The 13,474-nt window shown below is 56.1% G+C and carries 10 protein-coding genes; 1 reads left to right on the forward strand and 9 read right to left on the reverse strand.

All coding sequences use genetic code 11. The features are described from left to right. From ACR0EV_RS22990 to ACR0EV_RS23010, 5 genes are all read right to left on the reverse strand, one after another. Positions 1 to 820, reverse strand: an 820-nt coding sequence (locus tag ACR0EV_RS22990) for a glycosyltransferase family 2 protein (protein WP_480802229.1), incomplete at its 3' end; no start/stop codon positions are given. A 222-nt stretch (positions 821 to 1,042) separates the two neighbouring features. Then, positions 1,043 to 2,548 carry a PepSY-associated TM helix domain-containing protein gene (locus ACR0EV_RS22995; RefSeq protein ID WP_480802230.1) on the reverse strand — a complete coding sequence of 502 codons (1,506 nt, stop codon included), beginning with the start codon at positions 2,546 to 2,548 and terminating at the stop codon, positions 1,043 to 1,045. A gap of 165 nt (positions 2,549 to 2,713) precedes the next feature. Further along, positions 2,714 to 4,213 (reverse strand): NAD(P)/FAD-dependent oxidoreductase, encoded by a 1,500-nt coding sequence (locus ACR0EV_RS23000; protein WP_480802231.1) that lies wholly within the window; start codon positions 4,211 to 4,213, stop codon positions 2,714 to 2,716. Between the two features lie 525 nt (positions 4,214 to 4,738). Then, entirely contained in the window at positions 4,739 to 5,761 is a 1,023-nt protein-coding gene (locus ACR0EV_RS23005; protein WP_480802232.1) for a glycosyltransferase family 2 protein, read from the reverse strand. Continuing rightward, positions 5,761 to 7,266, reverse strand: a complete 1,506-nt coding sequence (locus ACR0EV_RS23010; protein WP_480802233.1) for a hypothetical protein — start codon at positions 7,264 to 7,266, stop codon at positions 5,761 to 5,763. Before ACR0EV_RS23010 ends, ACR0EV_RS23005 begins: the two co-directional genes overlap by 1 nt. An 814-nt stretch (positions 7,267 to 8,080) precedes the next feature. On the opposite strand from ACR0EV_RS23010, the gene ACR0EV_RS23015 reads away from it, so the two are divergent. Continuing rightward, positions 8,081 to 8,617, forward strand: coding sequence for a VPLPA-CTERM sorting domain-containing protein (locus ACR0EV_RS23015; protein WP_480802234.1), 537 nt, complete (start codon positions 8,081 to 8,083; stop codon positions 8,615 to 8,617). Positions 8,618 to 8,683: 66 nt separating this feature from the next. On the opposite strand, the gene ACR0EV_RS23020 is transcribed toward ACR0EV_RS23015, so the two are convergent. Genes ACR0EV_RS23020 through ACR0EV_RS23035 form a run of 4 tightly spaced genes read right to left on the reverse strand, consistent with a single transcriptional unit; the run spans position 8,684 to position 12,865 of the window. Then, the gene (locus ACR0EV_RS23020) at positions 8,684 to 9,568 is read right to left on the reverse strand and encodes a glycosyltransferase family 2 protein (RefSeq protein ID WP_480802235.1); all 885 of its coding nucleotides are present in this window, start codon (positions 9,566 to 9,568) and stop codon (positions 8,684 to 8,686) included. Next, a complete protein-coding gene (locus tag ACR0EV_RS23025) occupies positions 9,549 to 10,373 on the reverse strand; it encodes a CpsD/CapB family tyrosine-protein kinase (protein ID WP_171188986.1) in 825 nt (274 codons plus the stop codon). Before ACR0EV_RS23025 ends, ACR0EV_RS23020 begins: the two co-directional genes overlap by 20 nt. A 31-nt stretch (positions 10,374 to 10,404) precedes the next feature. Beyond that, entirely contained in the window at positions 10,405 to 11,946 is a 1,542-nt protein-coding gene (locus ACR0EV_RS23030) for a GumC family protein (protein ID WP_480802236.1), read from the reverse strand. Between the two features lies 1 nt (position 11,947). Beyond that, on the reverse strand, positions 11,948 to 12,865 hold the full coding sequence (locus ACR0EV_RS23035) for an ExeA family protein (protein WP_480802237.1): 918 nt from the start codon (positions 12,863 to 12,865) through the stop codon (positions 11,948 to 11,950). Positions 12,866 to 13,474: the final 609 nt, after the last annotated feature.

Here is a 13,474-nt window from a genome sequence, read left to right on the forward strand (position 1 = left end):
AGAACATGTCGACAATGAATTTCACCGTTCCCAGCGTGAAAAACGCCAGACCCAGTGGGATGAACACCCGCAGCGGGTTGAACAAAGTGCTGATACGCAGGATCAGGATGATAAAGTTCAGAAAATCGATCGGCCGGATTTTCGATTTGCCCACCCGTTTACCATATTCGATCGGCGTGTAGATCATCCGCTTGCCATTTGACGTCATGCACAGCGTGATCGTGGTGGTGAACGAAAAATTCTGCGGCAGAAGCGGCAGGAACGGGATCAACTCGGACTTGCGGAACACGCGCAGGCCCGAGTTCAGATCGTTGATCTTGCGCTCGGCCAGGAACGACGCAAAGGCGAACAGGAATTTCTTGGCCGGCCTGCGCAGCAGCGGCACGTTTTTCATCGCCGCGCCCCGGTCGCCCACCACCATGTCCTGATCGCGGCACATGGCCAGCATCCCCGGCAGATAGCGCGCGGGATAGGTGCTGTCGGCGTCCAGAATGGCGACATATTCATACTGCGCCATCCGCACGCCACGCTTCAGGCTGGCGCCATAACCGGAATTGACATCGTTGAAGGTAACGGTGGCGCCGCTGGCCTCGGCCTCGGCGCGGGTTCTGTCCTGGCTGGCATCGTCCACCACGATGATCTCATAGGGAATGCCCAGCGGTTCCAGATGGGTGCGCACATCCTCGACTGTGTGACGCACGGCGTTTTCTTCGTTGAACGCGGGGATGACCACGCTCAGGCTCATGCCTTCGACATCTGTCGCAGCCGCTTTACTGGTTGCGGTGCTGTCTGCATCGATCCGTTCTGCGACTTTATTCATGGAAACAGAAACCCTTTATATTCATAATTCATTTAACCCGCCCCGCCTGCAGAATACCCAAGGACAAAGGGGAACGGATTTAATTCCGTGTCTTGCGTGTTTCACTCAACCACATGTTGACTGAACGTAGACAATAAAATTGACCAAATTAAATCGTTTCGGCGTCAAGAATTGTACCTGTTCAGGTTGCATGTGACAGAGATCTTCCGCTTGAAACGCAGTCTACCAGATTGGCTGCCCCAGGCGGAAAGTGATGGTTTGTGTCCTTCCGTTTGTTTCGCCCAGTTGCACGATCACATCGTTGGATGAGTCTGCTGGGTCGAGTTGGAAATATGCGTGTGCAGATTGACCTGCTTGTGTCACCGTCAGCGACTGCGCTGTGCGCCCGTTGATTTCAACCGATGCAGTGTCGACCTCGGGCGCGCCGATCCGCAGTTCGACGTCGATCGGGGTTCCACGTCTGAGCGGGTCGTCCAGCACCAGATAGGCCAAGGATGCCGGGGCCTTTTCCGGCAGAATACCAGCCCTTTTGTAAGAGATGGGGCCGTAATTCACATAACCGCCCGCCAGAACCCCCAGCACCAACAGCACATAGGCCCAGCGGAAAATACCCAGACCGCGCCAGATGCGTCTGAGCGGACCATATTGCGCGGCATCCGAGGTCAGCCGGGTGGCAAAAATCAAAGCGCCGGTGAACGCGACACCGGTCGCAACAAGCCCCAGAACAATCCAGAGCCCCCTGGAAAAGATCCCACCCCAATAGCCATAGTGCAGTTCATCTATCACATGGCGCCAGCGGGCAATGTGCGTGTTGTCATAGGGGGTGAAGGCCCCCAGGATCTCGAATGTCACGGGATCAACTGTCACGATGCTGGGTCCCCTGATCTCGGGAATGCTGGGCAGGTGACCCGAAAAGCTGAGACCGTCCGATTTCCTGACAGGAAGTGCTACGCTTTGGGCTTCAAATCCGGGCAGGGCCTCGCGGGCGCGGGCTTCGGCCTGATCAAGGATGGCGGCTCCGAAGTCGGGTGGTAACCGGGTTTCGCGTTCAACGGACGGCTCAGGTTTTGGCCTGAAACCGTCAATCCCGAAATCGCCCAACATGAAAAAGAAGGCTGTGACAGCACTGATAACGAGAAAGGGCGCTGTCCAGACAGCGGTCAACCGGTGCATCGCGCCGGCCCATGATCGGGAGTCGGCCCCTTGTCTGGGCCACCGGAAGAAGCCCTTCCAGAAACGTCTATACGTAATAAGCCCGCTTATGATCTGAAACAGAACCACAATGGAGGTTGCCGCCACGGCTTTGTAGATGATGCTTTGACCCGAGAGCAGCTTGACGTGAAGTTCCCGCAGAATCCTGTCAAAACCGGGATAGCGCGTCACCTGCACAACCTCTGCGGTTTCGGGATCGCTCCAGTAATTCACCTGCTCACCCCAACCAGTGCGGCCTTCGCTGCGGTCTACGAACCAGGGGGTTGGGCGCTTGGTGATGGTTTGGACCATACTTTCGGGGTAAGCTTCTTTGATATTACTATAGATTTCCCCAAAACTGGCGGTTCGATCCTCTTTGGCGGCCGTGGTCCAGACGGCGGGGCGACCGACCGATTCCAGCTCGACCCCGACCACAAGCAGCGATCCGGTCAGAAACAGAAAAAAGAAAAAGATCGCAAAATGCAGACCCAGCCAGGTGTGCAGTGTGAACAAGAGATTGCGCAACTTGCGATTCATTCAAATACCGGGCCGTCAGATCAATTTACGGAGCATTAAACGGGACGCTGGCCAACGGCGCAAGAACGCCGGGCAAAGCGACCCCAAAAAGACCAAGGATGATGACCCGTCTGTTCATCAGATGAGCCTGGCGGGGCGATATGGTCAATCGCCCCCGCCCTTTGATCATTCGAGGACAGCGCCCTTTTTCTTGAGCTGCGCGTTTGCCGCGCGTTTCTTTTCGGGCTTGGCTTCGAATTCCTCGTGATAGGACCGTTCGACATTGACGTTCCAGACGTCATTGTCTTCACCCATGATATTGCGCGCCGCATACATGGCCGACAGCATCGAGTGATCCTGGTTGTTGTAACGGTGCAGCCCGTTGCGCCCGACGGTCTGGAAATTTTCGAGCGTTTTCAGCCAGTCGCTGACCGTATCCAGGGCTTCTTTGTATTCACCATCATAGACCGGATAGGCTTTGGGCTGTCGGATCACGGAATAATCGACGACCGTGTCTGCATTTGCCAGGTTCAGCTTTTCAAGCTCGGTGCTGGCCAGTTCTTTGAGCTCTTGGTCAGACGAAGACCACAGCCCGTCGCCTTTCTGGCAGAAATACTCCATCCCGATGGACGAGGTATTCTGATCCGGCAGCATTTCTGCCGACCAGGCCCGGAAGTTCTGAATCCGGCCCACTTTCACCTTCGGGCTGTGAATATAGATCCAGTTGTCCGGGAACGGATCCGCGTGATCCAGGATCAGGGTCACAATCAGGAAGTCACGATACCGCAGACGGTCCGCGGCTTCGATCACCTCGGGCGGCGGCGGCGGATCAAAGGCATGGATCAGATCGCGCACGGCCATCGAGTTGATGAATTCTTCGCCCTCGACGCGCTCGGTCCATTTCTCGCCGTCTTCATTCCAGTGGCGCACGTCAATCGAGGTCACGCGGTTACCATCCCGGTTGACCTGGGTCACTTCGGAATGGGTTTCAACGCTACCGCCTTTTTCCCGGATCAGATCGCGGGTCTTTTCCCACATCATGCCGGGGCCCAGACGGGGATACTGGAATTCCTCGATCAGGCTGGCCGTATCATTGGCCCCCGAAATCGCGTTCCAGACCGCTTTGGGCAGCGACAGATTCTTGATCCGCTGCGCAGCCCAGTCGGCACGGATTTCAGAGGGCGGAATACCCCAGACCTTTTTGGTATAGCTATGAAAGAAGTGCATATAGAGACGTCCACCAAAGCGGTTGACGACCCAGTCTTCAAACGTGTCTTCCTGCGGCCGGGGACGCAGTTTCCACTTAACGAAGCTGCCAATGATCTTATACGTCTCGTAGGGGCCGATATTTCCCAGCGCGTTGAAGATGCGCAGCGGGTAATCGTAGAACTTGTCACGATAGAAAATGCGGCTCAGGCGCTGCACGGTAATGAAATCCGTGCCCATCACCTCGTGCCACATGTCTTCGACTTCCTGCACCTTGGTGAAGAACCGATGTCCACCAATGTCGAAACGATACCCATTATGGGTTTCGGTACGCGAAATGCCTCCGACCATGTCCGAGGATTCATAGACCTGCGGCACATGCTTATCGCTCAGCTTCTGGAGTTCGTATGCTGCGGTCAGGCCAGCGGGGCCTCCGCCAATGACGACGACTGGAATTGTATCTTTGGTCAAATCACTCATACCCACACTAAATGTCACACACAAATTTCTGCCTTCAAACTACAGGAGGTTCCCCCGCTTTCACAACAAATTCCTGTGCCCCGCCGAAATTAATGCGCAGACGTTTTAAAACAGGTTCCGCCCAACCAGAGCTGGCGCGAGAACGCCTGCAAACGATCTGTCGGGCGGGGGTGGTCAGGCCCGGGTTCGGGATGGAGGCCGTGGTCGTTTGAGACGAGCGCGCCTGGCTATGTTAGCGGTATAACAAGCCCTTGAAAATATAAAGAAAGACAGCAAGGCGTAGAGCAAACCCTTTTATTTCGCGGGCTCGGCCTGCCGCTGTTCTGAGATGCGTCGCCCCCCGTACCTGGGCCAGATCGCAGTGTGCCATGCAGAAATCACAAGCCAACGCCGAGAGGCAATGCACGTTCTTTCAACAATTCTGCGGCATTGCGCCCATTGTGCAAAAATATGCGCGTAAGTCCCGCAAACCGGCCTGAACCGACTCGGCCACCGGCGACCTTGGCGGGGCAAGATCAAATGCATCTATCCGCGTGTGACGCGCAGCTTCTGCTTCTGCCCCAGCACGTGATATTCGAACAGGCACCAGACATAGACGGTGGCGGAATAGACATAATAGACCTGATGGTAGAGCAGGCATTTGAATGCAAACCACGGCCCGCCATGTCCGGCCATGGCGCGCACCAGATCCAGATTGGCTACAAAGGCCGCTGCCAGCAACAGCAGGGGCAAGGGCCAGGTCCCCGGCCAGAATGGCAGGACCAGAAGCGACAGCAGCAGCAGCCCCGCAATCGCGGCCCGCGCCCGCTCGGCCATCGACGTGTTCAGGTCATCTGTCAGCCCCTCGCGCGAGATCATCAGCCGGGCCCAAGGCAGGGCGCGGCAGAAGATATCCGTGCTCAGGCTGTTGCGAATGGTCCAGACCTTCAGATGTTTGCCCTGCAATTGCGGCTCGACCAGGATACGACGGCCGGTGGCCGCGATCCGGTAGCCCAGCTCGATATCCTCGATCGATGGGACCTCGTAGGTTTTGACATCAAAGCCACCGACTTCAAGAAACACGTCGCGCCGGATGGCACCACACCCGGCCCAGAAGGTGCGCGCCTCGCGGCGGGCACGCTGATGGTGATAGCGGTGCAAAAGGTTCTTGTAGCGTGAAAACCAGGCCTGCCCATCCGGGGCATCGTCATAAGATCCGAACACGGCGCCGACATTGTCTTCGGACATCGCCCGGCGAATATGTTCGGGCCCGTCCGGCCAGGCGATGACATCAGAATCCACAAACCACAGGATATCGCCCGTGGCGTGCTGTGCGGCCAGATTGCGGGCCGCGCCGGGACCGCCGTTGATAGGCGTGGTCAGAACGGTTGCGCCCATGTCGCGCGCCAGCGTCGCGGTGCCGTCGGGGGATTGGTCGTCCACCACCAGAACCTGCTGCACCTGATCAGCCTTCAGCATCTCAAGAAGGGGCGGCAGGACACGGGGCAGCAGATGTTCGGCATTGTAGGCCGGCATGACCACAGTGATGGAAAGAGGCGGGTTGGACATCATGGATCCTCGGCGGAAACGGAGCGCAGCGCCCTGGGGCGCCGGACAAGAAGAAGCAGGGTGGCCGCAAAAGGCAACAGCCACATCACGCGGGCACCGTATCGGGGGGCAGGCTGTGACACCCCTCCGCAGACCAGTGCGTTGACCGCAATTCCAAGCAGCAGAAACAGTGCAAAGACCCTGAAGGGTGTGGCCACCTGCCCGGGCCAGATAATCAGGCCAACCACTATGACGGCAGAGATCAGGTAGATCACCGCATGAACCGTATCCAGTGGCCCGATCCAGCCCTGATCCGGGGTCAGTATGGTGTCATCCAAAACGTCGAACTGGCCTTCCGGCAACCCGGACAATGATTTTACATTGCTGACCACCACGTCATTCGGGATGGTCATCACGACGCTGTTGGTCAGCAACTGCTCGGTGGCGTTGCCCGCCAGCGCCAAAACGGTGCCAATGGGGCGTGCCGCCAGAACGCGCAGGAAAAAATCGCGCTGCTCAAAGGCAACAGCCTGCTGATCTTCTGCCGTCATCAGGCGGAACGAGCCAAGGCTCTCGGAGCGCTCAAAAATGATATGCGAAGCGGTCAGACGATAGGGGTCATCGGACCAGGACAGGGCTTCGTGCAGCGCACATGTCGCCAACTCGGATGATGGGCACACGTCATTTAGATATGCCATTCCAGGGCCATCCACGATCAGCCTGGCTGTTATGTGAGGCGTATAAACCACCTCTTTCTGGGTGGCGGTTTCAACGGCCACCTCGAACGCCTTGCGTTCTGCCACGGCAAGGCCGGACAGGAAAATCATGAACCCGACTGCAAGCCAGCGGCCCTGTCCGATGCGCAACACAGCGGCCAGTACGGTCAGGGGGAACATCAAAACCGCGATACCCAGATGCGATGGGTGCAGGACGACCGCAAAAAGGCCAAGCGCAAATATGGCCAGCACTTCGGCCATCTGTATCTGCCGGCCCGATGCGACCACTGCGGCAATAAGGATCAGCATGACCGATGTGAAAATATCGGGCATGATATAAGCCACATAAAAGGGCAGTGACGTTGTCGCAGCCGCCAGCAGGGGCAGGGTGATCAGCACAATAAGCGTGCGCCCTGTGGGGGCGCTGCGTTCAAGCAACCGCATTGCCAGCCAGACCGCCAGCAACAGCAGCGCCAGCTGAACGACCGCAACCCCACCCAATGCATCCACGCGCCAGAATGCGGCCACCAGCAAGGCATATACGATTGAACGTGACCCGCCCGCAGTTTCATCATCATCCTTTCCCGCCGCCGCACCCGGGGATTGCGCGGCGATCCCATCCTGTGGTGCAGGCGCAGGCAGGATCATGGACAAGGCAATATTGCCCTGCCGGAAATAACTGCCGGTATCAAAATAGACGAGAGGGCCGCGATTGATGGTCAGTACAGTCAGACAGGCAATGACTGTTGCGGCCAGCAACAGCAGCCCCCCGAACCAACGCGGCGGCCCTGCTATGCTTTTCGAGGTCACTTCCACGCCACAACGTCGTGGGACGCTGCCGGGGTAATCAGCCAGATACAGGGCTTGAGAGTTTGCTGCCCGCCCTGCAGGTGCACGCTGGGGGTCGCATGTTTGTCATCGAAAAAATAACCAGGATAAAAATCAGACGCGTCCATCAGCGGTCTCAGCAGCTATGCGCCAGACCGCACCATTCGGTACTGGCGTTTTTAAAATCGATCAGGCGTAACAATGGATAAAGAATATATCCGGACTGCAGAGTTGAACGCCCATACTCAGAATATCACCTTGCCAAAGCTACACGAAGTTTTCCGTGCAACGAAGAACAATTACAAAAGCCCTATAATTTCGCGCTTTTTCCTCAGTTGATGTGCTCTACTCTGCTGATCACCCCCGCAATGGGAAACAATAAATAAAATTGTAACTCATTGTAATTTTATCGTGGGAATAAGACGCGCAACCCCTGCAACTTTCCCCGAAATGCTGCATGCACACGCATGACCGCGCCGCCTTCGAATTTCGGGTCGTTAAAAGATGGCCTTTCTTCAACTGTTTGAGCCTGCTTCACCCGAGAATCAGCTCTCAGAGTGAGAGGTTTTAAGTCGCATCGACCCCAAATGACCGTTCAATATTTGGAAACAGATGCTGACAACCCAATTCATTGTGGCATCAAGGCCCCCTAAGCGGCCATATAAATGACATATTTCGCAGAAAAACACTCGATATGTGGCAAAAGAGTGGGTAGAGTTCAAGTTAAGGGAGTGTGCGTCACGATGGGTTTTAGACGTGGCAGACCTCACCGCGACAGTTAACGAGGGTGGAATAGATGTTTAAATCTTTAAAGACCATGCTGGTCGCGCTTGCAGCGGTTGTGTTGATGAGCAGCGCAGCCAGCGCCGTGACGGTGGTCAGTGCAGGCGGGACTTACGATATCAAGTCAGACCCGCTGTTCATTGGAACGGCAACCAGCCCCGGTGGGCCGGGATCTTATGCGGTGAATTTCACATCGCCGACTGATCCGCTGATTGGGCAAGCAAACGCATCGGTTACGATCAATGTCTTTGGCCTGTTCACCGGCCTGACGATGAGCTGGGTTGATACAGCCAACCCATCGAACGTGTTTGCAACAACCGCGATCCTGGGCAACGGTCTTCAGACAACTCTGAACACGCTGTTCAGCAGCGCATCAACCAGTCTGAGCCAAACACTTGTGTTCTCGTGGGCGGGATCGACCGCACCGAGCAACGGTGGTGTGATCGGCTTTGACTTCGATGTCTCGGCGGTTCCGCTGCCAGCAGGTGGCATGCTGCTGTTGACTGCCCTGGGTGGGCTGGCGCTGATGCGTCGCCGCCAGAGGGTGTAAAAGAAGTTTCATAACAGATGTTATGTTAAAAGGGCTGCTGATGCGGCCCTTTTTATTGGTGACAGATCAGATCCTGCCACCGGCGGCCTGAAGCAGCATCCAGACCATGCGTGTGCATCTGAGCCGGATCAGGGTCGCAACCGCCCGCATGGTTTCACCCACCGAGCCCAGTTTTTTGCTGGCCAGCACTTTGGGTGTATGCACAACCGCACTTGCAGGCATGGCCAACCCACGCAACGCCCACCGCAAACGCGCGGACAGATCGGTTCCGTTCAGCTGATACGCTTCCTGCGTGGTTCGACGCCACTTGGCCTTGAGCGCAGGCCAATCCTGGCGTGATGGGTGACTGACCCGAAAATCGTCTTCATAGATCAGGCTATAGCCACGGGACACAGCACGCATGGTCCATTCCCGATCCTCGGACACACCGTTAAGGAACCCGCCGATTGCGTCGAACACGTCACGCCGGGTCAGCAGATTGCCTGCGCCTGAAAAGCCCTGAACTTCGATATATCTGCGGAAATTGAAGGCAAAGACCGCCTCGAATGCTTCGGCACCACTGCGGGGTGCCGGGGTTTCGTCAAAGACATCAACGCGCCCCCCAATCAGGTCGGCCCTGTCGGCAATCCTGCGCCCAACCGTCAGCCAATCAGAGGCGGGAACGCAATCGGCGTCGATGAAAAACAACCGCGGGGCCGTGGTCTCGGCAACGCCGCGATTGCGGGCATGGGCCGCGCCCTTTTGGGTTTCCACCACAAACCGCACCTTGGGAAATGCGCGGCTTATCTGATCCAGGGACACCGGAGAGGCATTGTCGACAACGATGATTTCCGTGTTGGAAATATCATTGTCCATCAAGGCACTCAGACAGCGTTCCAGCCTGGGAATGTCATTGTAATGCGGGATGATGACCGCGTCAGCCGGGTGTTTTTCAGTAGTAACCTTGGTCATTGCCGAAAGCTCCGCTGATATAGCGGCATTTGTTCAGGACGATCCCCATAACCTGCGTCAGTTCGGCCAGTTGCCGTTCTGCGACGTCGATATGATCGATGCTTGTTTCTTCAGCTGCTGCCAGCAGCAACGCGCAATCGACATTCTTGAGGAACCCGTGGCTGTCATCGCTCACCATCAAGGGGGGCGTATCGAACAGAATAATGTCCGGTTTGAATTCCGCTTCGATCTCTTCCAGAATTTCGATGGCGCGCCGGCTCTGCAGAATTTCGGCCGGGTTGCGGGTCTGGGCGTAGTTCAACCCGAAAATCACGTTGCTGCCATGGCGGCGGCCATGATCCCGGAACGCTACAGATCCCTGCAAAACATCCGCCATACTGTGTTCGCCGGTCTGCTGCAGGATATCGGCCAGCCCTCTGCGCCGCAGGTCCAGATCAATCACAATCGTTTTCAGGTCTGCCTGCCGCCCAAGACTGAAGGCAAGGTTGGCCGCCGCCGTGCTTTTCCCACAACCGCTATACGGAGAAGTCAGCGCCACCCGACGCCAGCCATTTGACAGGATCTGCTGCAGCATTTTGGTGCGCAGCATGTCGTAAGATCCCGCTGCCTGACCGCCCCCATAAGAGACCAGACGGTTTCTGGAAATGAGGCGCGGCTTGATCTTGATCTCGGGCACAGCTGCCCAAGGATCGGCACCACTTTCCTCGGGCTCAACCTGAAACTCTTCCGGTGGCTGCTGCGGCGGAAGCTGCCGGTTTTCCCGTTCTTCACGGGCCTTTTGAATCGCCTGCTGAAGACGGTCCATCACACCCTCCTCAGGATATACAGAACAGACATCACCAGCGAACCTCCAATTTATCCATCACACGTTCGGCGATCAGATCAAGGGGCAGATAATACGTGTGGACAGCCCACACCGCTGCCGGAACACCAACCATGATGGCCAGGATCACCGCGATCCAGGCCAGGCGGTAAACGATCACCTCTTTGCGCGAACGCATGTAAGGGATGGTCGCAATCGGCCACACCTCAAGTTTGTTGATCAGATCTTCGGGCCGTCTGACCGAACGGTTCAACAGCTCAAGCAACACGATCAGCCCCAGCCCCAGCCCGATGCCAAAGACCGTTCCGCCCCCGGCAATCATCAGGCGGTTGGGTTTGGTCGGGCCGCTTGGGACCACCGGATATTCGATCACCGAAATCCGCTGTCCCTGAGAGGTTACTTCGATCCGTTCGCCCGTTGATGCCGAGGCAAGGCGTGTCACAGCGTTATTGTACTGGGTCTGGATATTATCGTGATCGCGCTGCAACTCGGCCAGTGTAATTGCATTGGCCGGGGTTTGGTCGATCGTCAGGGTCAAATCTGTCAGGCGATCTTCGATCACAGCGCGTTTGTCTTCCTCGGCGGCAATCTGTGAATCCAACTGCGCCAGCTGAATGTCGAGCGCCGAGTTCCCCGTCTGCGTATCGGCGGGCACACTGCCAGCGGCCTGCTCGGCGGCAACAACCTCTTCCAGTCGTTCGATGCGGGCCCGCAACAGTTTGATTTGCGGATTGTTTTCGGAATAGAGCACAAGCTGATTGTCCAGCTGATTGCGCAGCTGCGCCAATTGTTGTTGCGCCTGGGTCTGAGCTTGCTGCCCCACACCGACAATCTGTCCGGTCGAACTGTAGATGCTCAGCAGTTTCTCGCGCTGACCTTTGAGCGCAAATATCTGCTGGTCGGTCTGTTCCAGATTGGTCTGCAACGTGCCTTGCTGGGCCATGCGGAACTGCAGGCTGCTGGGAAGCGCATCCGAGTTTTCATTCTGGAATTTCAGGATCCGGGCGCTGCGCTTGTCCAGCTCATCACTCAGCCGCTCAACCTCCTGTTCAAAAAATTCCAGTGTATCGGACGCCCGCCCCTTACGGTACGAGACATCCAGCTTCTGGATTTCGGTCAGGTACTCGTTCAGCACCCCGGCCGCGATCGCGCCTGAACGCGCCTCAAAGACGATGGTCATCAAGCTGGCCTGATTGCGGCCAGTGCTGATGTGGATATGTGTATTCCGGCGCAGGGCATCGACGATCTGGTCTGGCGTTGCCTCTTGCTGATCAGACAGAACTTCAAAATTGCGTGCAATGTCCAAAAGAACCGGGCGTGTCAGCAGACGCTGCTCCACGATCTGCAATTGCTCGGCCGCAGATGTGTTCACCGTGCTGGCCGCCAGGTTGCCTGGAATCTGCGGGGATTCAACAATCAACCGCATCTGGGATTCATATGTTGGAGGCAAAGCTCTGGCGATGATGATCGACGCCACAGACACAATCAGAGCAACGATCAGAAAATACGGAAACCGTCTCAGGAAAATGGAAAAGTAATAGCGAACGGGGCCCATTTCAGACTGTCAGCTCCTTCTCAAGCGAGTTTCCACCAAAAAATACACCATCCTGAACGACCTGGCTGACGATATTTTCGTCGATATCCTTGGTTTCATTGGTCCAGGCATAAAGTAGCGCAAAGTCGCAGAACTGGTTTACAAGCCGCGGCACCCCCCTGGTTTGCTGGAAAATCTGCTGACAGGCGGCTTCCGTGAACTCTTCACCCGACCCACCGGCAATCTTCATCCTGTGCCTGATGTAGTGGTCCACCGACTCTTCATCCATGCGTTCCAAATGAAAGCTTGCCGCGACCCGTTGCGTCAACTGGCGCATCTTGGGGTCCAGAACCAGATCGCGCAGTTCGGGCTGCCCGACCAGAACCAGCTGGATCAGCTCATCCGTGTTTGCGTTGATATTGGTCAGCATACGGATTTCTTCCAATCCCTCGACCGTCAGATTCTGCGCCTCGTCAAAGATCAGCACCACGCGGCGGCCTTCGGCATATTCCGCGACCAGAAAATCCTGAAGCGCCCGGAACAGCTGAACATAGCTGGCGTCATTCTCGATCGGCAACCCAAGGGCGTGCAACACCCATTGCAGCAACTCGCCCCGCCCGCCTTGCGCGTTCGAGATCAACCCTACTGTGATCGAGTCTTCCATCTCGCTCAGCAAGTGCTGCACAAGGGTGGTCTTTCCGGCCCCGATCTCACCAGTCAGGACAGTGATGGGGGCACAGCTCATGATTCCGAACTGCAACACCGAATAGCCGCGCTTGTGCAGCGGCGACCAATACATGAACCCGGGGTCCGGCAGCAGCGTGAAAGGGCGCCGGTCCAGTCCAAAGAAATCTAGGTAGAATCCGTCTTTGGGAACCATGTTTGCACGGTCGCCTTCCGCTTTGTCGTACCCGGTTCTGGTTTCTCGGAAATCATCCAACTTAACACTCTGAACCACCAGAAAACCCTTACAGACACTAACATATCACATGAACCAAAAGTACTTAGTGACGAGCGTGCCATAAAATCAAGACATGTCACACCCCTAACAGTTACATGCGTTAAAAGGCCTCTCAGGCAAATTCAATCAATGCTCATCAGGGTGATTGTTTCCGGAAGCCTCCTTCAAAAACTGCTCAAAATAGCGTCAATCCGGGTGCTACATGCCTAAGGCCCACGCGTGCGGACGCCCTCTCATTAATACCCTTTTTGAAATCAAATTAACTTAAATCTCATCATTGTGGCCGTATTTGACACAACTTTGAGGTCCTCAGACCAAAGTGAGAAGAACAAAGCTCTTAAACCGCCCCTTTAAAACAGCGGTTCTGGTGGTCAGCCAGGGTCCTGTCACATGATTATTGTTTGGCATGTGGTTTGGAATTTGTTAAGAATTGTGCCGTGGAAGTCTGCCAAGCGGTGTTGGTATCGGCAGAGCTAAATTGATATAAATGTATAACATTTTTTATACATAAGTTGAGGTTGAGCATAGCTAGTTCCTGAGTTGAGTAGGTGGTGTTTTGGGTGTTTGTGTGTGCCGGGGGGTTATATA

The sequence above is a fragment of the Ruegeria sp. CF8 genome (assembly GCF_056537285.1).

What these genes read in the sequence shown, in the direction of transcription:
- ACR0EV_RS23005 (WP_480802232.1), bottom strand. Translation starts at nt 5,761, where the DNA reads ATGTCCAACCCGCCTCTTTCCATCACTGTGGTCATGCCGGCCTACAAT.
- ACR0EV_RS23020 (WP_480802235.1), bottom strand. Translation starts at nt 9,568, where the DNA reads ATGACCAAGGTTACTACTGAAAAACACCCGGCTGACGCGGTCATCATC.
- ACR0EV_RS23025 (WP_171188986.1), bottom strand. Translation starts at nt 10,373, where the DNA reads ATGGACCGTCTTCAGCAGGCGATTCAAAAGGCCCGTGAAGAACGGGAA.
- ACR0EV_RS22995 (WP_480802230.1), bottom strand. Translation starts at nt 2,548, where the DNA reads ATGAATCGCAAGTTGCGCAATCTCTTGTTCACACTGCACACCTGGCTG.
- ACR0EV_RS23000 (WP_480802231.1), bottom strand. Translation starts at nt 4,213, where the DNA reads ATGAGTGATTTGACCAAAGATACAATTCCAGTCGTCGTCATTGGCGGA.
- ACR0EV_RS23030 (WP_480802236.1), bottom strand. Translation starts at nt 11,946, where the DNA reads ATGGGCCCCGTTCGCTATTACTTTTCCATTTTCCTGAGACGGTTTCCG.
- ACR0EV_RS23015 (WP_480802234.1), top strand. Translation starts at nt 8,081, where the DNA reads ATGTTTAAATCTTTAAAGACCATGCTGGTCGCGCTTGCAGCGGTTGTG.